We start from the raw sequence: 19,428 nt of genomic DNA, 5'->3' as shown, positions 1-19,428 counted from the left end.
AGACATACACCGGGTTCAATAAGACGGTGTACCCAAACGTTTTTATCCTTGATATCAGTTAGCATACTAGCACATGTAAAACGGGAGGATTCGCGTTGAGCCCGGATGTTGTCAAGAACCCCCTTTTAAAGACGAAAAAGATGAACTCAGACGTCCAATGCGTTGTCGACGCCGTAATGGGCAGCCAGGAACTTTTCAAGTACTCTCTGCCGATGATCGCCAGCGAGAACGTTACCAGCCCCATGGTCAGGCAGATACTGTCCTCGGACCTGGGCCACCGGTATGCAGAGGGCCAGGTCGGCCACCGGTTCTACCAGGGCTGCGGGTTCGTGGACGTCATCGAGGCTAAGGCGATTGAGCTGGCGAAAGAGGTTTTCCACGCCCCGCACGTGAACGTGCAGCCCATCTCGGGCGTGAACTGTAACATCGCCGCGTTCTTCGCGATGGCCCAGCCGGGCGATAAGCTGCTGGCGCTGGCGGTGCCGAGCGGCGGCCACATCAGCCACGCGAAGTACTCGGCGGCCGGCATAAGGGGCCTTAAGATTTATACTCATCCCTACGATAACAGTAAGATGAACATCGACGCGGAGGCCATGGTCCGTGAAATAAAACGCCTGAAGCCGAAGGTGGTCATGTTCGGGGCGAGTTTATTTTTATTCCCGCACCCCGTTGCGGAAGCCCGGGAGGCCTGCGACGAGGTCGGGGCGTCCATCGTCTACGACGCGGCGCACGTGGCCGGGCTCATCGCGGGAGGCGAGTTCCAGGACCCGCTGAAGGAGGGGGCGGACGTGGTCACGGCAAGCACCCACAAGACATTCCCCGGCCCCCAGGGCGGCATCATCCTCTGCAATGAGAAATGGGCGAAGGACATCGACGAGGCCGTGTTCCCGGGCACCGTGTCGAACTTCCACTTGCACCACAAGGCCGGCCTGGCCGTGGCGCTGGCCGAGATGAAGCAGTTCGGCCGGGCCTACGCCCGGCAGACTGTTAAGAACGCGCAGGCCCTTGCGGCATACATGGATGAGATGGGGTTCGCCGTCCTGTGCAAGGACCTGGGCTACACGAAGTCCCACCAGGTGGCCGTGGACGCCTCTAAGATCGGCGGCGGGGAGACGGTCGCTAAAAAGCTGGAGAAGGCCAACATCATTGCCAACAAGAACCTGTTCCCCTGGGACAACGTGAACGGCACGGATGACCCGTCCGGCATACGCCTGGGCACGCAGGAATTGACGAGGCTGGGCATGAAGGAGCCCGAGATGAAGGAAGTCGCCCGACTGCTGAAGAGAGTGGCAGTAGACAAAGAAGAACCCGAAAAGGTTAAAAAGGATGTGATACTCTTAAAGTCTCAGTATCAAACAGTGCAGTACTGTTTTGATGGCGATGGTGCCTATGAGTTTATACTCAGGTGATGGAGCGAAGCCGGTCATATTTTTTGACATGGACTCGACGGTCATAGACGCCGAGGGCATCATCGAGCTGGCCCGGGCCAGGGGCGTTGGCGACTACGTCGCCTGCGTCACGGCGCGCGCGATGAACGGCGAACTCGACTTCGAGTGCGCCCTCAAAGAGCGAGTTAAACTCCTACGGGGCCTTCCCACGCAGAAGGCCCTGGAAGTGGCGGGGAACGTCCCGCTCATGCCCGGCGCCGAAAAGTTGATGAAGGAACTGAAGTCTTTAGGTTTTCGTACGGTTTTGATATCAGGTGGATTTACCATTATCGCGAGGCGGGTGGCGGAGCAGTTGCACATGGATGCATACTACGCGAACGAGCTCGTCGTCGATGATGGTGCGCTCACCGGAGATGTCAGGGGACCGCTGACGAGGCAGAGCTCAAAGAAGGAGGTTCTCGAAGAAATCTGCAATAAATACAATATCAGCCCCCGCGAGTGCATTGCCGTGGGCGACGGGTCGAACGACCTGTGCTGGAAGGGCGTTGTGGGCACCTTCATCGCCTTCAACGCGAAGCCCGTTGTCCGGAGTGCGGCGGATGTGGTCGTGGACGGCAAAAACATGGAATCGTTGATTCCTATTATAAAGGAGGAATACATTCGACATGCTAAAAGAACTGCAAGACAAGAAACAAAACTATCTTAAAGACGCGGAGGAGTTCAAGAAAAACCGCAACGAGTGGAACTCCAAGGCCAGCGCATTCTCGAAGAGGAGGGATGAGTTAAATAAGCAGACTAAAGAGCTTATTGACAAGGCTCAAGAGTATCGCACCAAGAGAGACGAGTTTAACAACCAGGTCAGCGAGAATAAGGAGAAGCGCAACGAGCTGAACGAGAAGGCCAACGAGGTCTACGCCCGGGTCGACTCGCTCAGGAAGAAGGACAACATCGGCAGCGGCCGGTCGCTCAACGAATTACGCAAAGAGATCGACCACCTCGAGTTCAAGCAGCAGACCGAAGTGCTCACCACCGAGAAGGAGCGCGCCCTCGTCGATAAGATCAGCGAGCTGAAGGAAGAGTTCAAGAAGAAGAAGGAACAGCTCGAGCAGAACCAGGAACTGAAATCGTTCTTAGGCGATGCCCAGGGCTTAAGGGACGAAGCTTCCGAGTTCCACAAGAAGGTCAAGGAGTACGCGGACCTCGCCCAGGAGTACCACGACAAGATGATCGAGTGCTTCCGGGATGCGGACAAAGTGCGCGCAGAGGCGGACGCCCAGCACAAGGAGTTCGTCAAGGCGCAGGAGGCCGCGGACGAGTACCACAAGCAATTCCTGAAGCTGCAAAAAGAAATCAGAGACTTCGACAAGGTCATCGTCGGCCTCAAGAAGAAGGCAAAGACGGAGAAGGAGTCGAAGGACAAGGTCGAGTACAAGAAGCAGGCCGAGGATGTCTTCGCCCAGTTCAAGGCTGGAGAGAAGCTCAACACCGAGGACCTGTTACTGCTACAGCGCTCTGGTTTCCTGTAAACGTCACGCTCACTTTGAGAGATATACTCAGTATAACGTAGGTTCCTGCCAGGGGAACCTCCATAATTCTTTCATTTTCGATTGCATTAGCTTCGCTTTCAATCGTGGGATGGTAACGAAGGATGGTTAGGCGCCCACTATTTTTCTTCTTTTAAGGCTAAAGGGAGACTCCGCTTCGCTTCGCTCCCTCGCGGACCCTCGAAGTTACATTGCCTGGTGGCAAACGGATAGAGCCAGAACCATCAACTTAGCAATGCTCAGTTTTTGTTGACAGTTCGTTAGAGAGCGCTTTTATAGCGATGATGGAATTACATAATTGGGTATTAGAATGAAGAAATTCGGGCTTGCGCTGGTTGCTTTGCTTATCATCGGCATAATGGTCATCGTTTTCATGGTCTCGCAGCAAGGCGGTCAGCAGCTGCCAGGCGCCGATAATACGTCAAGTGGCTCCTCTAATGCCTCGGGTATCCCGTGGCAGAAGGCGCAGGTGATCGCAGTCGCCCTCGAGGACCCCGTCGTGCAGAGGATCCGAGACCATTCCGCAAGCACGAGGCCTCCGGTGTATATCAAGCCCGGCGATACTGGCGTCTACGTGAATGACCGCGGAAGGTACGCTGGCGTATACTTGAATGGCACCGCCGTGGCTGGCTATGCGGCCCCCGGGTACGGCGATTATATGCTGAAGGTCATCGTGGATACGCAGACGATGAAGGAGATGGGCGTCTTTTACGGGGGAATGCCGTCCTTTATGAACAACTGGGTTATCATTCCGCCTGAAAACGGAATATACGAAAGGATGAGCGCCAGCTTTTATGCCGAATATACGGTCCCGCGGACGAATTTCGAGGACAAACCGATCATCGGCTCCCGCGCCCGCTCCATGAACCTGACGCCGGCGGATGCGAAGCTGTACCCGCTCGTGCTGGACGAGGATAACTTTAACAGGTTCATGAACGGCTCCACCTATGAAGTGCCAGTGCTCATCGACCCCGGTACGGGAAATAGAGTTAAGCCGGACGGCACGATGCCGCTCATTCCCGGCTGGAGCGGCGAATATATCCTGCCCGAGGAGCTCCAGCCGCACAACGCCCGCCTCGGCTGGAAGGCGGCCTGGTACTTTGTGGTCTTATTTAATCGGGGATCGGACGACGTAAAGGTCAAATACGTCTCACCATTCCCGTCCCTTCTGGATTAAAATGTCGTAAAATGCTGCACTTATCGTGAGAGAAACTTTATCATGTCTCAAGTCTAAAAAATACCAGAGGCCGTGCTACGGCTCATGGAGCGACGAGCATCGGCCGTATCCATTGAAACGGCAAAAGGGGTAACAATGGACATATTAGTCATCTGCATCGATAAGGACGACGACCTTGGCGTCAAGGCGGGCGTGAAGAGCCCCGTGATAGGGCGGGAGGCGTGCCTGGAGGCCGCGGGCAAGCTCGGGATCGCGGACCCGGAGGAATCGGACACGAACACGATCTTCGGCGGCATCCAGGCCTACGATCAAATGCGCGCCGAGGGCCATAACGTCGAGCTGGTCTGCATCACCGGCCACCGGGAGCTGGGCATCAAGTCCGACCGGGCCATCGCCTCGCAGCTTGACGACATCCTTCTCAAGTACCCGACGGAGAGGGCGATCCTGGTCTCGGACGGCGCAGAGGACGAGTCGGTCATGCCCATCCTGCAGTCCCGGCTCAAGATCGAGTCCGTAAAAAGGGTCGTCGTCAAGCAGGCCCAGAACCTGGAAAGTACTTATTATATCATCAAGCAGCTCATCAACGACCCCAAGGTGGCCAAGGTCGTTTTCATACCCATCGGATTGATTTTACTCGTCTACGCGGCCACGACCTGGATCGACTGGCCGAACGCCACGCCGGTCGCCATCGCGCTGCTCCTGGGCGGCTATCTATTATACCGGGGCCTGGGCATAGACATCCTCTTCGACACGTTCATCTTTAACCTTAATCGGTCCTTCAAGGAGTCCAAGCTGACATTCGTCACGTACCTGCTATCGCTGGTGCTTACCATCATGGCGTTCATCATGGGCGCATGGGGCGTCGCCACGTGGCAGAACGACCTCCCGAACGTGCTGTCGCCCGGGCTGCTCGACTACGCCGCGATCTTCGTGTCTCATTCGGTGCTGTGGTTCAGCGCCGCGTTCCTGGCCATCATCATCGGCTGGATAGTGGACGCCTATATGGACGAGAGCGACTCGCTGTACAGGTACCTCTCGACGCCGTTCTTCCTGCTGGCCGGCGGCCTTTTAATATGGGGCAGCGCCCAGTACATCATCCACATGGCCAACACACTGCAGGCTTTCGAAAGCTTAGGTATTTCAATCGTGCTTGCGGTCGCGGTGAGCTTCATCGGCGTGCAGTTCGCCAACCTGATAAGGCAGATCATGCAGTACCGCACGGTCGAGGTAATCGACTTTTAAAACAGTCAGGGACTTTAAAAATTCACGGCTGCCTTTTTGCAGCCTCCGGGGCCTTTTTTTCATCGCCGGCGGGGGCGCAGCTTTCGTCGTCGGGCTTACATTCTTTCAGGTCTCCGATCTCTTCCCGGTATTCAGTTTCCTCGCGCAGGATATCCTCCCGGCGTGCCCGGTCCTTGTTCCGGCGGATTATGATCATGTCCACGCACTTCGAGGCCTTTTCCTCGGACAGCCCGCAGGACACCAGCCTCTGCACGTTCTCCTGGTACGTTAAATTCTCATCGACGAACGGGTCGACGGTGTCCAGCCGGTTCTCGATGTCGTCGTCGGTGAACTCGGGCTTGCCGAAATCCGACATCCTTCCAACGCCAGCCATATAATAGATGATTGGAAGCCCGGCCTTATTAACCTTCCGCGGCGGAAAGCCGGGAAATAATTCCGCGGAATATATTGCGAAATTTCTAGTGCTCCGAATCTGATTTTTCTTTATAACAACGAAACAGGATGCGATAGCAATGGATACGGGGCTGGAAGAGAGCATGGGGGCGATCTGCGAGGACGTGGCGAAGCAGCTCGGCTTCAAGGTCGAGCACGACGTCAACCTGGGCGTTGGCAACATCAGCCAGGTATGGTCGAGGCAGGACCATCCGAACCTGCCCGAGATGAAATACGCCGTGCAGATATTGCCCGAAAGGGGGGACGTCAATCCGGATGTCATCACGTCGAGCGCGCTGAGGTCGCTGTGGACGGACTGCGACCATCTGATCTTCGTGGTGCCCGACAACGCCACGCAGAAGTCCATCCAGGGCAAGGTCAGGAGCTTCGACGCCATTGGCGGTTTCTTACAGTTGCACAAGTATATCACGACCATCACGCTGAGCGAGCTCTCAAAAGGCCTGGCACAGTCCACCAGGACGACCATGGCCAGGGCATAAAAGGCGGGAATATGAAGTTCAGGAATCGCAGGGAAGCCGGGCGCATGCTGGCACAGCAGCTGGGGGCCTATAAGGGCCAGGACGTCATCGTGCTGGCTATACCCATGGGCGGCGTGCCCGTTGCCTACGAGATCGCGCTCGAGATGCGGGCCCCGCTTGACGTGGTCATGGCCAAAAAGATCGGCGCCCCGTTTAACCCGGAGTTCGCTATCGGGGCCGTGACGTGGAATGGCGCCGTGCTCCTGGATGAGGACTCGATGGAGAAGTGGAAGATCCCGAACGAGTACGTGGGCGAAGTGTCCAGAAAGCTCGTTAGAGACATGAAAGAGCAGCTCGATACGCTCCGCGTCGGCCTGGGCGACTTTCCGAAGCTGTACGGACGCACCGTCATCATCGTCGACGACGGCATAGCCACGGGCAATACGATGATAGCGGCGGTGGAGGCCATCCGGGACCAGGGCCCCGCGGACGTGGTCATCGCCACTCCGGTGATACCGAAGGAGCTTGTCACTGACATGGAGCTGGTGGCGCCGCTGGTCTTTCTGGACGCCCCGGAGGATTTCGAGGCGGTCGGGCAGTATTATGAAGAGTTCGAGATGACATCCGAGGATGCCGTAAGAGGACTCATGCTGCTGGCGAACAGTGCCTGACGTCGCTATTTTTATGTGTAATGCCATGAATGTATGATAGATGGTCGATCTCTTACTCCTGGAGAAGCTTTCTATCGCGCTGCTCATAGGCCTGGTAGTCGGCCTCGAGAGGGAGATAGCCCAGGAAAGCCGCCAGAACGTGAAGTTCGCAGGGCTGCGCACCTTCGGCATCGTCGGCCTCATCGGAGGCGTTTCGGCATACCTCTCCGACCAGGGCTTTATGCTCACCGTGGCAGTGGCGCTGCTGGCGATCACTATGCTCACCGTGGTCGCATATTACCGTGCGTCCGAGATCAGCAAGCACCTGGGCTATACGACGGAAATGGCGCTGCTGGCCACGTTCTTGCTGGGAGCGGCGGCATACTACGATTATACGCTGGCGATCATCTTCGCCATCATCCTGACCGTCATCCTGGCGTTCAAGGACCCTCTGCACGAGTTCACCTACGGCCTGCCGAAAGAGGAATTTTACGATTCGCTCAAGTTCGCGATCATTGCAATAGTTATCCTGCCGATCCTGTACGACCAGTTCAACCATGGCTACGGGCCGCTGGAGGCCTTTAACCCGTACCAGCTTTGGCTCATCGTCGTCATCGTGTCGGCCATAAGCTTCATCGGGTACTTCCTGGTAAAATGGTTCGGAGCCGACCTGGGGCTGGCGCTCACGGGCGTCGTGGGCGGCCTGGCGTCAAGCACGGCGGTGACAACCGCCATGGCCACGCGCACGAAGGAGTCGAAGGGCATCGAGTACCCGGCGGCGACGTCTTCGACGCTGGCTAACACTGTGATGTTCCTCCGGGTCCTGTTCCTGGTCGCCATCTTTTACCCCGCGCTGGTCATGCACGTCATTTTGCCGCTGGGCGCCATGTTCGTCAGCGGCGTACTGGTAGCATCGTACTTTTACATAAGGGGCCGCGGAGACCATAAAGCCGACCCCATCAAGCTATCCACGCCCTTCAGCATCGGGCCGGCGCTGGCCTTCGGCGTGTTCGTCGCGGTCATCATGTTCGTGTCGAAAGCAGCGTTAGTGTATTTAGGCAACTATGGCCTATACCTGACGTCGATGTTCGCGGGGCTCGCCGATACGAACGCCATCACAGTGTCCGTGTCGCAGCTGGCCGCCAGCGGCACGGCGAGCATTTCAACGGCGGTCATCGCCATCATGCTCGCCGTATTCGTGAACGTGGCAGTGCACAGCGTCTACGCCTTCTATTTCGGGACCCGGAAGTTCGGGCTCTATACGGCCATCATGGCGACCGTGGTCATTGTCGTGGGCGCAGTCGTCATGCTGCTGACGCTCTGATCAGCCTTTTTTACAGCTTAGCCCTGCGGCGTCCGCGATGTTCTCGGCAGCGTCCTCTATGCTCATGTTGGCGGCCTTCGCTGCCTTCTCCAGGTCATCGATGGTTATCAGGCTCGGGTTATTATGCCTGTCGTGGTGCATTCCGCATCCGCAGCTAATACACAAGATATCCACCCTGAAATTATTCGGCCGGCAGAATGATAAATCATGGCAATGCATTGAGCCGGCTCAATAGACGATATTCACTTCCAGGTTGCCCCGCTTACCCACGACGTTGACCAGCGTGCTCTCGCCTTCCCGCTTGAACTCGAGCTCCGTGTAGGCGTCGCCCACGATGATCTTGCCGATCTTCACGGTGCGCAGCCATGGCGGCAGCTTTGGCTTATAGAGCGTAAGGCGCGTGTTCAGCGCGTCCGGGATAAAGCCCAAGGACGCGGAAAGCATGTAAGGTATTGACCCCGCGGACCACGCCTGCGGGCTGCAGGCGACGGGGTACTTTATGGGCACGTCGTACTCCCCGCGCTGGAAGCCGCCGAACAGCTCCGGCAGGCGATAGATGGGGTAGAACCCGGCCGCCTCGTACATGCAGGTGAAAAGCACGGCGAGCTCCTCCTTGAAGCCGTACCTGTTCAGGCCCATGCAGATGAGCGAGTTATCGTGGGGCCAGATGGTGCCGTTATGGTAGCCCAGGGGGTTATAGCGCTTCTCATTCGAGGAAAGGGTGCGGATGCCCCACCCGGAGAACATGTCCTTCTGGAAGATCCGGCCGACGACCAGGCGGGCTTTTTCGGGCTCTATGATCTCGCTCCAGAGCGCCTGGGCCGGGTTCGACGAGATCACGTCGCACTGGCCATTCTTATCCAGGGCCTCGGCGAAGTATTTCCTGTCCTCCATCCAGAAATCGTTGTTGAATTTCCACCGCAGGTTCACCGCGTCCTGCCGGAGGCGGTCGGCATCCTCGTGCCGGCCGGCGCGGTCGAGCAGGTTCGCGATCCGCCGCCGGGCCATATAGGCGTATCCCTGCACCTCGGCCGCGGCGATTGGATGGACGGCCAGGCTGCCGTCCGCGTGGCTCATGGAGTCCCAGGAGTCCTTCCAGCTCTGGTTGTAGAGGCCCTTCGAAGAGCGCTGCGTATATGAGAGCAGGCCCGAGCCATCCAGGTCCCCGTACTCGTAGATCCACTTCAGGGCCGCGTCAACGTTCCCGCTCAGGTCGTTGAACAGGCGCATATCGCCCGTCCAGTCTATATACTCCGCTAAAAGTATCAGGAACAGGGGCGTCGAGTCCACGCTGCCATAGTAAGGCGTATCGGGGATGTTGTTGAGGTTCGCCTGCTCGCCCACCCGTAGCTCGTGGAGGATCTTGCCGGGCCGCTCGTCCCTCCAGTCGTCTGCCTTCCGGCCCTGGTAGCCCGCCAGCACCCTCAGCGTGCTTCTCGCCACTTCTGGGTTATATGGCATGACCTGCATGGCGGAGATGATGCTGTCCCGCCCGAAGAGGGCGTCATACCAGGGCACGCCGGCGGAATAGAAAATGTCCACGGGCTGGCCCATGTAGAGCATCCGGAGGTCCGATAGCGAGCGCAGGAATATTTTGTTAAAGATGCCGTTGTCGGTCTGGATGTTGCTGCAGCACTCCATCGTGTCCGCGTAGGAGGCCCGGATGCCTTTTATGCGCCGCTGAAGCTGGCGGTCGTCCACGGCCGAGGGCGTATCCGGAGGCATGTCCTCGACCTGGATGCGAAGGCGGATGGCCTCCTGTTCCCTGGGCTTTATGTGAAGATTGAAAACCGCCTCGCCATCGCGTACGGCGGAAGGGAGAGGGTCGAAGATAATGCGGGTATTCCGGCGGTGCCCGTCCTCGCCAAGATATCGAAGCGTCAGCTGCCCTTTCTCGTATGCCGGGGGCAGTACTCGGCCGTTCGTGGGATGGGTCATGCCCCTTACCGTGAATATATCGTCGAAGTCCGAGTCGAACGCCAGGGAGAGCTCCACGGCCGCCTCGAACTCGTTATAGTTCGTGATGGAGATCTTCTCGTCCAGGATTCCGGGGATGATACGGTCCCGGCGTATGCTCAGCGTCTCCTTTTCGACCTGCCGCCCGTTCTCGTCCTTATAGCGAGCGTTCGTCATGACCGTGAAGGACGCGTAGCCCTTCTCGTCGCTCGACAGGATGTCCGTGGGCGTCCGGCCGTTGCACCGCAGCGTATAGCCGCTCAGGAACCGGCAGTCCCTGTAATAGAGGCCGAAGCCGTGGTTCTCCTCGATGGGGACGTCGCCGTTCTTCGCCGTGACCAGCGTGAGGGCGCCGTCCCTTATCACCAGCGCGCCCAGGATGTCCTTTACCCGGGTGTGCGCCTCGTGTATCTTTCTGCGGTCCACGATCCCGGGGGGCTGTTCCAGCGCCATGATATCACCGCAGGCCGTACTTCATCTTCGTCCCGTCCGGTATGCCCGCCTCCGGCGGGTACCCCATCTTTTCCCAGTATCCTGGCTCCTCAGAGCCCACGAAGCTGATGCGCTGAAGCCACTTCACCGACTTATAGGCGAGCTTGAATGGCACGACCAGCCTTAACGGCCCGCCGTTCTCCGCGGGCAGTTCGCCGTCCTCGTAGCCGTATGCCAGCATAGTCCGGTCGTCCATGGCGTCCTTGATAAATAAGCTGTCCGTGTACTCGCTGCAGGAGTAGAACGTCAGCCAGCACGCCTCCGGCAGCGGCTTCACGTCCTCGATTATCCGGCGCAGCCGGACGCCCTTCCACTTCACCCACATGTCCCAGCCCTCCACGCAGACGAAGGGCACCGTGGCCTCAGCCGGCTCGAGCGCCCGGATCTCCTGAATGGAGTAAGTCCGGGGGCGCTCTACCATTCCATCCACCTTGAGCCGCCATTGCCCAGGATCGGCGATGGGCGGGCCCTCGATATCCAGGGCAGGCAGTTTCCTCAGCATAAAAATGACCCCGGTATAATGAATGCGGCGTGTCGTTATAATATTAAAGCGCGTCCTGCGGCGCCAGAGAAAATAGTCTAAAAAAGCGTTTTTCGGTCCCATGCGCTTAAAACGCCTGCCGGGGGGCCTTAGGGATCCCTCCGGCATGACGGCGTTTTGCTGCGGCTATGCCTGGCCGTTATCCGCCCTGATCAGGGGTCGAAGATCGGGGAATAGCTGATGAACGGCGATATGTGCGGCGGGCACAGTATCGGCAGAACGAAGTCCGGTGACTCGAACGACGGGGTCTGCGGGCCGTACAGCTTAATCGAAGTCTGGATCGCCGGGCCGCCGAGCGAGATCGTGTTCGCCAGGATCTGGTTCGTCTGCGGGGCCGGGCAAGCCGGGAACGAGAAGCACGGCACGACGCACGAAGGTTCCACGATGGGGACCTGGTTCACCGTGGGAACGCAGACATTGGTATAGCTGACACCGGTCGTACCTTCTACCGCCCCAGCCATTAATGAGCCTGCCAGTAAGAAAATACTGGCTAAGGCCACTGCTATTAAAAGTTTTACCCTCATAATCAATACCCTCCTTAGTTAAACAATACTCGACGCGTTAGAATAAAAATCTTATATGGGGTAAAGGCATCTTTTTAGGTGTTAAACCTTTAATTTAGCATAAATATGGCATGGATAATAACGAGAAGCCGGACAATGACAACGGTAAAAATAATTAGAGGGGCTTTGGAAGCACCAGATGCCTGCTAATTATTCGAGCGGCTTTGGCAACACCATGCCGCCGAACGGAGACACCAGCACTTTCGCCCCCGGGCCATGCTTCTTCAGGGCGTCTTCCAGGGCTTCCTGGGGCGACTTCGCAGGGATGACGAACATCTTGCGCACAGTCTCTTCCGGTATCTCGGAGATGAGGTCTATTTCGCACTTCATCGCGGTCTTCGCGATGACGGACGCCTTATGGCCGCCGAGCTCGAAATGCTCGTCCATGCGCCGGGCCTGTGCTTCTATTGTCGTGGCCTCGTCCACCCAGCAGGCGAACACGTCGTTGCCCAGACATTCCTGGCACCGGGCCACGAGGATCATCGTGCCGCCGTTCCGGACGGCGTGCTTGCAGTTATCCATGGCCTTCTGCGCCTGGTACATGTTGATGTCCTTGGGGTAACCGCCGGCGCTGGTGATGACGATGTCGGCCTTTTGCACATTGACACTGTACATGCTGTCCACGTACTTGACGCCCTCCCGGTGGGCCTTCATGACGTCCCCTGCGACCGCCGCGACGATCTCTTTCTTGCTGTTGAGCACCACGTCGAGTAAAAATCCTATCTTCAGCATGCCGGGGACCTCGTCGATTTCCTGGCGTATCGGGCCGTCCAGCCGTCCCGTCTCGGCCTTCGGGCTGACCATCATCGCGTGGTTGACCTCTATGGTATCGTGGCTCGCGCACCCGGGCAGTACGGCCTTGACGCCACCCGAATAGCCCGCAAAATAGTGGTACTCGGTGTTCCCCGTGCACACGATGAAGTCGGCGTCCACGACCTCCCTGAATATCTCGATGCGGTGGCCGAAGCTTGAGGTGCCGATGTACTTGCAGTCGTGCCTGTCGTGGTCGACGTTCCGGACGCGGCCGTAGGCCGGGCCCATGAGCGCCTTCTGCTCCTCCGGCGTGGAGTTCCGGTGGCTGCCCAGCGCGATGACCACGGTGATGTCCTTATCGGGGACGCCGCCGGCGTTGATCTCGTCCAGCAGGATGGGCAGGAATTTGTACGAGGGGCAGGGCCGGGTCGCGTCGCTGATGATAACCACGACCTTCATGCCCGCCTTCACCTTTTCCCGGAGCTTCGGCGAGCCGATCGGGCTCTCCAGTGCCCGCCGTATCTCCGCCTGCTCGTCCTTGACGCCCGTAAGCTCCTTTGGCAGGATGATCCCCGCTAAATTCTCGTCGGGCACGTTCACTTCAAAGTGGCCTTTCCCGTATTTCAGATCGACTGTCGTCATCAGACTCACCTAGATCAGCGACATTAACACCAGCTCCGAGATGTCGAGCGTCTTGCCGCCCGCGTCCCGTAGGTTCGCGTTGCACATGGGGCATGCCGTAATGATGTAATCGATATTCTCGGGGGCCTCCGAGAGCCTTTTCCTCGCGACACTTCTGGCCAGGTCCCCGTAGCCGCGGCGTACGCCTCCTCCGCCCCCGCAGCAGCGGGCGTTCTGCCGCGACGTGGCCATCTCCTCGAACTCGCAGATGCGCTTGATTATTTCGCGGGGTTCATCATAAACTTTCATACACCTGCCCAGGTGGCAGGGGTCGTGATAGCTCACCCTGTACGGGAGCCGCTTGAGCGGCAGCTCGTCGATGTGCCGCGCGACGAACTGCGTCGCGTGGAGCACCTCGATGCCCAGGCTCTCCTTCAGCGTCTTATAGCACCCGGCGCACCCGGTGACCAGCATCTTCGCGCCGCTCATGCATATTTCATTCATATTGTGCTCGAGAGCCGGCGAGTCGCCGCCCAGGCGGAGCAGCGGCGAGCCGCAGCACCGCTCGTCGTCGAGCACCCGGGCCCCAAAGCGGCTTAATATCTTTAAATTCGCCAGGGCGGCCTGCTGCTGCCTGTAGGAGGTTAGGCAGCCGACCCAGTATATGATGTCCGTTTTACCCTTCAGCCTCATCTCTTCCGGCACCCATGCGTTCCTGGGGCCAGGATCGCCCAGGGAGTTCCCGTGCTTCGTGATATTCTCGAGGATGGTATCGTAATATGGCGGCGATGCGCCCCGCCCGATCATCTCGCGCCGGGCCGCTTCCATGACCTCGTCGGGCTTTGCCCCCGAGGGGCAGGTCGAGGTGCATATGGAGCACGTGAGGCAGGTGTAGAACGACCTTTTCATGGCCTCAGAGGGCTGCGCTCCCTCCGCCAGCGCCCGGGCGAGCAGCATCCGGCCCCGGGAGCTGGTCGACTCCCAGCCCAGTTCATCGTGAATCGGGCATAGCGCCGTGCATCGGCCGCATCTTGTGCACTTGATGATGTCCTCGATGTGATCCTGGATCATAATGTTACCTTTACATGCCCATCTTGCCGGGGTTCATGATGTTCTGCGGGTCCACCGCTCTTTTTATGGCCTTCATGACCTCATAGCCTTTCCCATGGGCCCGCGCCATGTAATCGGCCCGTATAATGCCGACGCCATGCTCGGCGGGCAGCGTACCGCCAAGGCTGAGGACAACGTCGTAGATATCCTCCTTGACCGCGTGGACCTTCTTCCACTCGCCCTCGTCCCGGGGGTTGATCGCGATGCCTGTGTGCAGGTTGCCGTCCCCTATGTGGCCGTACGTGACCAGGGACATGCCGTGTTTCCGCCCTATCTCCTGGATCTTCTTGAGCATGAAGGGCACGTCCTTGATGGGCACCCCGATGTCCTCGGCCTCATAGACCCGGACCTTGCCAGGGTTCAGCCTGGTAATGGCCACGCCCACGAGCCGCCTGGCCGACCAGAGCCGCTCTTCCTCGCTCTTGTTTTTAGCGACCCGCGTCTTTCCGCCGCAGCGCTCGCAGGCATCACAGACCTGGCCGACTTCTCTTTTAACGCTCTCACGATAGCCGTCCATCTCGAACAGGAGCATGGCGTCCACGTCCGGTACCTCCAGCGTGGGGTCGATCTCTTTTACGGCTCTGATGGCGCTGCGGTCCATGATCTCCATGGCCGCGGGTATGACGCCCGAGGATAGCACCGTCACGGCCGCTTTCCCCGCGTCCTCGATGCGGCCGAACGTGGCCATTAAAATGGACCTCGTCTCGGGGAGCGGGTGGATCTTGAGGCGGGCTTTTGTTACGACTCCCAGCGTGCCCTCGCTGCCAATAAAAAGGTGAGTGAGATCGTAGCCCGAGGACGTCTTAGGCGCCTTACAGCCCGTGTTGATGATGTCGCCGTTGGGCAGCACGACCTCCAGGCCGAGTACATAGTCTTTGACCGTGCCGTATTTGACGGAGTGCATGCCGCTCCCCCCGTTGGCGATGAGGCCGCCCACGGTGCACATGTCGCTGCTCCCGGGGTCCGGGGGGAAGAAGAAGCCGTGCTTCATGAGCTCACTGTTCAGGTCCTTGTGGATGATCCCCGGCTCGATGACCACCTGGAGGTTCTCGATCTCCAGCTCCAGGATACGGTTCATGCCCGTCATGTCGAGGACTATGCCGCCCTTCACGGGCACCGAGCCGCCGGTCAGCCCGCTCGCCGAGCCCCGGGCCACGATGGGCGTACCGTATCTGCCGGCCAGCTTTACTATTTCGGCGAGCTCTTCGGAGCTCTTTGGCCTTACCACGAAATCGGCGTTACCCCTGACGTATGACGAGTCGAACGAATAACAGTATAGCTCCCCCGGGTCCCGGGTCACCCGGTCCGGGCCCACGATGGCTTGTAGCTCCTCGAACAAAGCACCCTCTCGGTCTATGAGTTAATGAAAGTCCTATAAATAAATTGTTAATGGCACGCTGAAAAATAAATAATCCATTTTTATAGACCCAACGGCGACCTTACTCTTGCGACGATAAAACCCTCAGCGGATCTCCGTCGGGTCACTCGAAATGCCATACTATACGACGCGCATGATAGAGCGAGGGGAAAGCGGAAGCGCCCGCAGATTCGGCCAAGAACTTCTTGTGAATACTCCCCCTCTTCAGGAGAGCAGCAAGTGCGGGGTGATTTTTATGGTTCAGCACCGGGCGTTACAGCGGGTGATGCCAGAGCGTCCGGGGCGCTTTCCGCGGCGATGACGGTAATTGGCGAGGCGGCGTCATGGCAGTGACGGCCCTCTCGCGTCCCTCCTTACCCTCATATACCCCTCTATAACATGTTCCGATGTTTCAGGTTATAAAATTAATATGGAAATAAGGCATCTTTCCAGAAGTTCAATCTATTATTCAGCGAAAAGCTATAAAAGCCGGAGCTACGCCGGCCGCTAATGCGGTGCGGCGCCGAACCTTCGAGAATGAGATTTAAGTACTCCCGCCTATAACGATATTGGTGATATCGATATGGGACCAATATTGTTCGATGACCTGGACATGGAAGCGAAGAAACGGGCACTGGCCGCCTACAAGGAGCTCGTCTACCCGGAGCTCGGAGAGGGCTACAGCGCCGGGGACCTGGTGGAGCTGATCGGGCCGTTCACCGACGACGACTCACTCATAAAGGAGATCCGCACGCTGGGCATCGTCTTCACGAAGGATGGCTCGCCCGTCACTGACGATGAAATGCTGTTCATCTCATACCATGACGACGAAAGTGTTACGCTGGTCCACCTGGAAACCAATGACATACGGTCCTTTAAGCCGCACTACCTGCGCTATATGGCCCGCAAAATGGACCGGGCCATACTATAGGCTCAACGTATGCCGGTATCGAAGTCGACGTCCACTACCGTTGTCCTGCCCGCCTCGACGTTCACCTGCTTCGGCAGAGGGCTGGCACGGCCGATGCCCTGGCGTAGGTAGTCCAGCACATACGTGCCCGGCTGGAGGGATACGCTATACTTGCCATAGTAGCCCGCGGGGACGATATCGACGTCGGCGACCTTAGTCGTGCCGTCCGATGCGTAGACGACAAGGTGGCGGCTGGTGAAGACTTCCGGCGGCGGCAGGATGGGCGTCGCATCGACTCGCTCTACCGGTGTCAGGGGACCCACGGTGACGTTGCCCGCGAGCGTGCCATACTCGCCCGAGGCGCCCGTTACGCAGCCAGAGCTCATGGCTCCAGCCACTGCCATTACAGCCAGAAGAATGACTGTTTTAACTCTCATCAGAGGAAAATCGGGGCCATAGAATATAGGCATTCCGTAAGCTACGGCCGATACCGCGGTTATGCGGAGATAGCAATCTTTTTAACGAATAGCCGGTATAGGTAGGATGGAGAGTCTTACCAATGGTTTCGACCATCGTTGTGGGTGGGTTTTTTGGCGACGAAGGCAAGGGCAAGATCGTTGCCCACATCGCCTATGCGGAGCACCCCTCCATCATCGCGAGGGGAGGCGTGGGCCCGAACGCCGGACACACCGTCTTCAAGGATGGGGTCAAGTACGGGGTCCGCATGGTCCCCTCAGGATTCGTTTACGATAAAGCGCGTCTTTTAATCGGCGCCGGCGTCCTCGTCGACCCGGTCGTCCTGGACCGCGAAGTCAAGCTTTTAGAGTGCGGCGACCGCATCGGCGTCGATTATCGCTGCTCCATCATCGAGGAGAAGCACATCGAGGAGGACAGGAACACCGAGCGCCTGGCCAAGAAGATCGGCACCACGGGCACCGGCTGCGGGCCGGCCAACAAGGAGCGCGTCATGCGCAGCGCAAAGCAGGCCGCGGACGTGGATTCCCTTAAAAAATACCTCACCGACGTGTCCCAGGAGTGCAACGCCGCCCTGGACCGAGGCGAGAACATCATCATCGAGGGCTCCCAGGGTTTTGGAATTTCTCTGTATTATGGCACTTATCCCTTCGTCACGTCGAAGGACACCTCAGCCTCCTCGCTGGCGGCCGACGTTGGCGTCGGGCCCACGAGGATCGACGAAGTGGTCGTCGTCTTCAAGGCGTTCCCGACCCGGGTCGGTGAGGGCCCCTTCGAGACGGAGATGACCCCCGAAGAGGCTCAAAAGCGAGGCATCGCCGAATTCGGCACCGTCACCGGAAGGGCCCGGCGCATCGGCTACTGGGACCCGAAGATGGCCCGCTACTCGGCCATGATCAACGGTGCCACCCAGGCGGCCATCACAGGCCTGGACAGGATCGACCCCCTGGTGAAGGGAGTCAGCGACTACGATAAGCTTACCGGGAAGGTCAAGGACTTCGTGAAGCAGGCCGAGAAGGACGCGGGCGTGCCGTTCACGCTGCTGTCCACGGGCCCTGGCCAGAACGATATCGTGGACCTTCGCGACTATAAGAAGTGATCTCATGAAAAAAGACCTGATGGACATCCTGTGCTGCCCTGTATGTAAGGGCGACCTGGAGCTGACTGTTAAAAAAGAGAGCGGCCCAGAAGTGATCGAGGGCACGCTCCACTGCAAGAAGTGTAACGAAAACTACCCAATAGAGGACGGCATACCTAATTTACTGCCGCCCGAGTTGCGATAGGACGGGTGAGCGAATGGGGCTGGATTCGGTGGAAGAGCTCAGCGGCTACGACGACGTGGACGCGGACCAGATATTCAACGGCGGGCGCATAGAGGGCGGAAGAGGCGGCGGCATGGGCAGCAACGAGGGACGCCGCAAGGGCAAGAAATCCCTGTCGTCCCGGAACACCTACCGTTCCCGATCGAAGCGCACCATGGGCCGTGGCTTTTCTTTCAACTTTCGGGGCTTCGAGGACACGGCCAAGATGCTGCTTGCCATATCCATCGGCGCGCTCGTGCTCTGCGGCATCGTGCTCTACGCTACCTTCGGCATGCACCTGCTGCCAGGCTTCTACGGCGCCCTTATCGCGTCTATCGTAGTCATGGCGCTTTTATTCTATACCGCATCGAAGCTCATCGGCACCAGATAAGCGGCTCAAAGCATAATAAGAATGCTCGAAGACGTTTTCAGCCTCAAAGTGGCTCGAAGTGGGCTCTAAGTTCCCTAAGACTTATTAAAAATCGTTGGTACCGCCTGGTGATTAAATAAAAATTCCGTGAGGCTTGGTGTAACCCTGGTGCCGCTTGTAAGCACTCTTGTTTCAACCACACCAGGTTTACACCAGGCGGCACCAACTTATTTTAAAATATTTGCTGTGTTGAATAAGTCAAGTTTTGTTAATTAGTAAACGATTACTAAGCTAGTTAATTTTTAAAAAAAATTTGCTGTGTTGAATTACTCCCGTATTTTAAGCTTTTTAAGAGACGGAGGGCACTATTTTCACCACAAAGGCACGAAGAGCACGGAGGCTCACAAAGTTTTCTTTTTAAATTAAGTTACAAAGTACACAAAGCTGGTTCATTGGCGATCAGGGCACGAAGGATACAAAGACACAGTGGAATGAACAAGAGCACTTTTTGCCCCTGTGCCATCATATCCTGTATCTTATAAGCTCAAAAAGCGGCTTTGTGTCCTTTGTCTCTTAATTATAAAAAAGTCTTTGTGGGCCTCCGTGCTCTTCGTGCCTTTGTGGTGAAAATAGTGTCCTTTGTACACTCTGAGACTTAAAAGGGCGTATTCAACAAAGCATAAAAATTGAAAAAGATAATCGGAAGCTATCGATAAATTTGGCTATTACGCAAATGATAAAAAT

Annotated in this window: 21 protein-coding genes; 12 read left to right on the top strand and 9 right to left on the bottom strand. The window is 57.7% G+C overall.

All coding sequences use genetic code 11. The annotated features are described in order from the left end of the window. Positions 1 to 140: 140 nt before the first annotated feature. The 5 genes from glyA (at position 141) to VMC84_RS04405 (ending at position 5,351) form a co-directional block, all read left to right on the top strand. Positions 141 to 1,409 carry a serine hydroxymethyltransferase gene (glyA, locus tag VMC84_RS04425; RefSeq protein WP_349256740.1) on the top strand — a complete coding sequence of 423 codons (1,269 nt, stop codon included), beginning with the start codon at positions 141 to 143 and terminating at the stop codon, positions 1,407 to 1,409. Then, entirely contained in the window at positions 1,390 to 2,094 is a 705-nt protein-coding gene (gene serB, locus VMC84_RS04420; protein ID WP_325378533.1) for a phosphoserine phosphatase SerB, read from the top strand. The genes glyA and serB overlap by 20 nt, the downstream gene beginning before the upstream one ends. Then, a complete protein-coding gene (locus tag VMC84_RS04415; RefSeq protein WP_325378531.1) occupies positions 2,054 to 2,914 on the top strand; it encodes a coiled-coil protein in 861 nt (286 codons plus the stop codon). Before serB ends, VMC84_RS04415 begins: the two co-directional genes overlap by 41 nt. Positions 2,915 to 3,242: 328 nt before the next feature. Next, a complete protein-coding gene (locus VMC84_RS04410; protein WP_325378529.1) occupies positions 3,243 to 4,109 on the top strand; it encodes a hypothetical protein in 867 nt (288 codons plus the stop codon). A 135-nt stretch (positions 4,110 to 4,244) separates the two neighbouring features. Continuing rightward, positions 4,245 to 5,351, top strand: a complete 1,107-nt coding sequence (locus VMC84_RS04405; protein WP_325378527.1) for a DUF373 family protein — start codon at positions 4,245 to 4,247, stop codon at positions 5,349 to 5,351. Between the two features lie 22 nt (positions 5,352 to 5,373). Here VMC84_RS04405 and VMC84_RS04400 read toward each other — a convergent pair whose 3' ends face one another. Next, positions 5,374 to 5,724 carry a hypothetical protein gene (locus VMC84_RS04400; RefSeq protein WP_325378525.1) on the bottom strand — a complete coding sequence of 117 codons (351 nt, stop codon included), beginning with the start codon at positions 5,722 to 5,724 and terminating at the stop codon, positions 5,374 to 5,376. 139 nt (positions 5,725 to 5,863) lie between these two features. On the opposite strand from VMC84_RS04400, the gene VMC84_RS04395 reads away from it, so the two are divergent. Genes VMC84_RS04395 through VMC84_RS04385 form a run of 3 tightly spaced genes read left to right on the top strand, consistent with a single transcriptional unit; the run spans position 5,864 to position 8,236 of the window. After that, complete coding sequence (locus VMC84_RS04395; protein ID WP_325378524.1) at positions 5,864 to 6,283, top strand: hypothetical protein; 420 nt, start codon at positions 5,864 to 5,866, stop codon at positions 6,281 to 6,283. 11 nt (positions 6,284 to 6,294) lie between these two features. Further along, positions 6,295 to 6,933 (top strand): phosphoribosyltransferase, encoded by a 639-nt coding sequence (locus tag VMC84_RS04390; protein WP_325378522.1) that lies wholly within the window; start codon positions 6,295 to 6,297, stop codon positions 6,931 to 6,933. 40 nt (positions 6,934 to 6,973) lie between these two features. Further along, positions 6,974 to 8,236: an MgtC/SapB family protein gene (locus VMC84_RS04385; protein ID WP_325378520.1), complete on the top strand. Its 1,263-nt coding sequence runs from the start codon at positions 6,974 to 6,976 to the stop codon at positions 8,234 to 8,236. On the opposite strand, the gene VMC84_RS04380 is transcribed toward VMC84_RS04385, so the two are convergent. The 7 genes from VMC84_RS04380 to VMC84_RS04350 all read right to left on the bottom strand — a co-directional run bounded on the left by VMC84_RS04380 (position 8,237) and on the right by VMC84_RS04350 (position 15,611). Continuing rightward, positions 8,237 to 8,377 carry a hypothetical protein gene (locus VMC84_RS04380; protein ID WP_325378518.1) on the bottom strand — a complete coding sequence of 47 codons (141 nt, stop codon included), beginning with the start codon at positions 8,375 to 8,377 and terminating at the stop codon, positions 8,237 to 8,239. 87 nt (positions 8,378 to 8,464) lie between these two features. Continuing rightward, the gene (locus VMC84_RS04375) at positions 8,465 to 10,645 is read right to left on the bottom strand and encodes an amylo-alpha-1,6-glucosidase (protein ID WP_325378516.1); all 2,181 of its coding nucleotides are present in this window, start codon (positions 10,643 to 10,645) and stop codon (positions 8,465 to 8,467) included. 4 nt (positions 10,646 to 10,649) lie between these two features. After that, complete coding sequence (locus VMC84_RS04370) at positions 10,650 to 11,186, bottom strand: molybdopterin-dependent oxidoreductase (RefSeq protein WP_325378514.1); 537 nt, start codon at positions 11,184 to 11,186, stop codon at positions 10,650 to 10,652. Between the two features lie 191 nt (positions 11,187 to 11,377). Beyond that, on the bottom strand, positions 11,378 to 11,686 hold the full coding sequence (locus tag VMC84_RS04365) for a hypothetical protein (RefSeq protein ID WP_325378512.1): 309 nt from the start codon (positions 11,684 to 11,686) through the stop codon (positions 11,378 to 11,380). Between the two features lie 252 nt (positions 11,687 to 11,938). Continuing rightward, complete coding sequence (gene larA / locus VMC84_RS04360; protein ID WP_325378510.1) at positions 11,939 to 13,183, bottom strand: nickel-dependent lactate racemase; 1,245 nt, start codon at positions 13,181 to 13,183, stop codon at positions 11,939 to 11,941. Between the two features lie 9 nt (positions 13,184 to 13,192). Further along, on the bottom strand, positions 13,193 to 14,233 hold the full coding sequence (locus VMC84_RS04355) for a (Fe-S)-binding protein (RefSeq protein ID WP_325378508.1): 1,041 nt from the start codon (positions 14,231 to 14,233) through the stop codon (positions 13,193 to 13,195). A gap of 10 nt (positions 14,234 to 14,243) precedes the next feature. Then, on the bottom strand, positions 14,244 to 15,611 hold the full coding sequence (locus tag VMC84_RS04350; RefSeq protein WP_325378506.1) for an FAD-binding oxidoreductase: 1,368 nt from the start codon (positions 15,609 to 15,611) through the stop codon (positions 14,244 to 14,246). A gap of 601 nt (positions 15,612 to 16,212) precedes the next feature. Between VMC84_RS04350 and VMC84_RS04345 the strand changes: the two genes are divergently transcribed. Next, on the top strand, positions 16,213 to 16,560 hold the full coding sequence (locus VMC84_RS04345) for a hypothetical protein (protein ID WP_325378504.1): 348 nt from the start codon (positions 16,213 to 16,215) through the stop codon (positions 16,558 to 16,560). A 2-nt stretch (positions 16,561 to 16,562) separates the two neighbouring features. Here the strand turns inward: VMC84_RS04345 and VMC84_RS04340 are convergent, their stop codons facing one another. Beyond that, positions 16,563 to 16,976: a hypothetical protein gene (locus tag VMC84_RS04340; RefSeq protein ID WP_325378502.1), complete on the bottom strand. Its 414-nt coding sequence runs from the start codon at positions 16,974 to 16,976 to the stop codon at positions 16,563 to 16,565. A 122-nt stretch (positions 16,977 to 17,098) separates the two neighbouring features. On the opposite strand from VMC84_RS04340, the gene VMC84_RS04335 reads away from it, so the two are divergent. From VMC84_RS04335 to VMC84_RS04325, 3 genes are read left to right on the top strand one after another with little or no spacing between them, the layout of a single operon-like run. After that, positions 17,099 to 18,112: an adenylosuccinate synthetase gene (locus VMC84_RS04335; RefSeq protein WP_325378500.1), complete on the top strand. Its 1,014-nt coding sequence runs from the start codon at positions 17,099 to 17,101 to the stop codon at positions 18,110 to 18,112. A 4-nt stretch (positions 18,113 to 18,116) separates the two neighbouring features. Continuing rightward, on the top strand, positions 18,117 to 18,296 hold the full coding sequence (locus VMC84_RS04330) for a methytransferase partner Trm112 (RefSeq protein ID WP_012899030.1): 180 nt from the start codon (positions 18,117 to 18,119) through the stop codon (positions 18,294 to 18,296). A gap of 13 nt (positions 18,297 to 18,309) precedes the next feature. Continuing rightward, entirely contained in the window at positions 18,310 to 18,705 is a 396-nt protein-coding gene (locus tag VMC84_RS04325) for a hypothetical protein (RefSeq protein WP_325378498.1), read from the top strand. Positions 18,706 to 19,428: the final 723 nt, after the last annotated feature.

It is taken from the genome of Methanocella sp. (assembly GCF_035506375.1).
Taxonomy (GTDB): domain Archaea; phylum Halobacteriota; class Methanocellia; order Methanocellales; family Methanocellaceae; genus Methanocella.
Note: the sequence above shows the minus strand (reverse complement) of the source record. Positions and strands in the feature narration are given on the sequence as shown.

Coding starts and splice junctions, on each gene's coding strand:
- VMC84_RS04415 (WP_325378531.1), top strand. CDS start 2,054: ATGCTAAAAGAACTGCAAGACAAGAAACAAAACTATCTTAAAGACGCG.
- VMC84_RS04370 (WP_325378514.1), bottom strand. CDS start 11,186: ATGCTGAGGAAACTGCCTGCCCTGGATATCGAGGGCCCGCCCATCGCC.
- VMC84_RS04330 (WP_012899030.1), top strand. CDS start 18,117: ATGAAAAAAGACCTGATGGACATCCTGTGCTGCCCTGTATGTAAGGGC.
- VMC84_RS04375 (WP_325378516.1), bottom strand. CDS start 10,645: ATGGCGCTGGAACAGCCCCCCGGGATCGTGGACCGCAGAAAGATACAC.
- VMC84_RS04385 (WP_325378520.1), top strand. CDS start 6,974: ATGGTCGATCTCTTACTCCTGGAGAAGCTTTCTATCGCGCTGCTCATA.
- VMC84_RS04335 (WP_325378500.1), top strand. CDS start 17,099: ATGGTTTCGACCATCGTTGTGGGTGGGTTTTTTGGCGACGAAGGCAAG.
- VMC84_RS04325 (WP_325378498.1), top strand. CDS start 18,310: ATGGGGCTGGATTCGGTGGAAGAGCTCAGCGGCTACGACGACGTGGAC.
- VMC84_RS04345 (WP_325378504.1), top strand. CDS start 16,213: ATGGGACCAATATTGTTCGATGACCTGGACATGGAAGCGAAGAAACGG.
- VMC84_RS04365 (WP_325378512.1), bottom strand. CDS start 11,686: ATGGCTGGGGCGGTAGAAGGTACGACCGGTGTCAGCTATACCAATGTC.
- VMC84_RS04340 (WP_325378502.1), bottom strand. CDS start 16,976: ATGAGAGTTAAAACAGTCATTCTTCTGGCTGTAATGGCAGTGGCTGGA.
- VMC84_RS04390 (WP_325378522.1), top strand. CDS start 6,295: ATGAAGTTCAGGAATCGCAGGGAAGCCGGGCGCATGCTGGCACAGCAG.
- larA (WP_325378510.1), bottom strand. CDS start 13,183: ATGACGACAGTCGATCTGAAATACGGGAAAGGCCACTTTGAAGTGAAC.
- VMC84_RS04410 (WP_325378529.1), top strand. CDS start 3,243: ATGAAGAAATTCGGGCTTGCGCTGGTTGCTTTGCTTATCATCGGCATA.
- VMC84_RS04380 (WP_325378518.1), bottom strand. CDS start 8,377: ATGCACCACGACAGGCATAATAACCCGAGCCTGATAACCATCGATGAC.
- VMC84_RS04355 (WP_325378508.1), bottom strand. CDS start 14,233: ATGATCCAGGATCACATCGAGGACATCATCAAGTGCACAAGATGCGGC.
- glyA (WP_349256740.1), top strand. CDS start 141: ATGAACTCAGACGTCCAATGCGTTGTCGACGCCGTAATGGGCAGCCAG.
- VMC84_RS04405 (WP_325378527.1), top strand. CDS start 4,245: ATGGACATATTAGTCATCTGCATCGATAAGGACGACGACCTTGGCGTC.
- serB (WP_325378533.1), top strand. CDS start 1,390: ATGAGTTTATACTCAGGTGATGGAGCGAAGCCGGTCATATTTTTTGAC.
- VMC84_RS04400 (WP_325378525.1), bottom strand. CDS start 5,724: ATGGCTGGCGTTGGAAGGATGTCGGATTTCGGCAAGCCCGAGTTCACC.
- VMC84_RS04395 (WP_325378524.1), top strand. CDS start 5,864: ATGGATACGGGGCTGGAAGAGAGCATGGGGGCGATCTGCGAGGACGTG.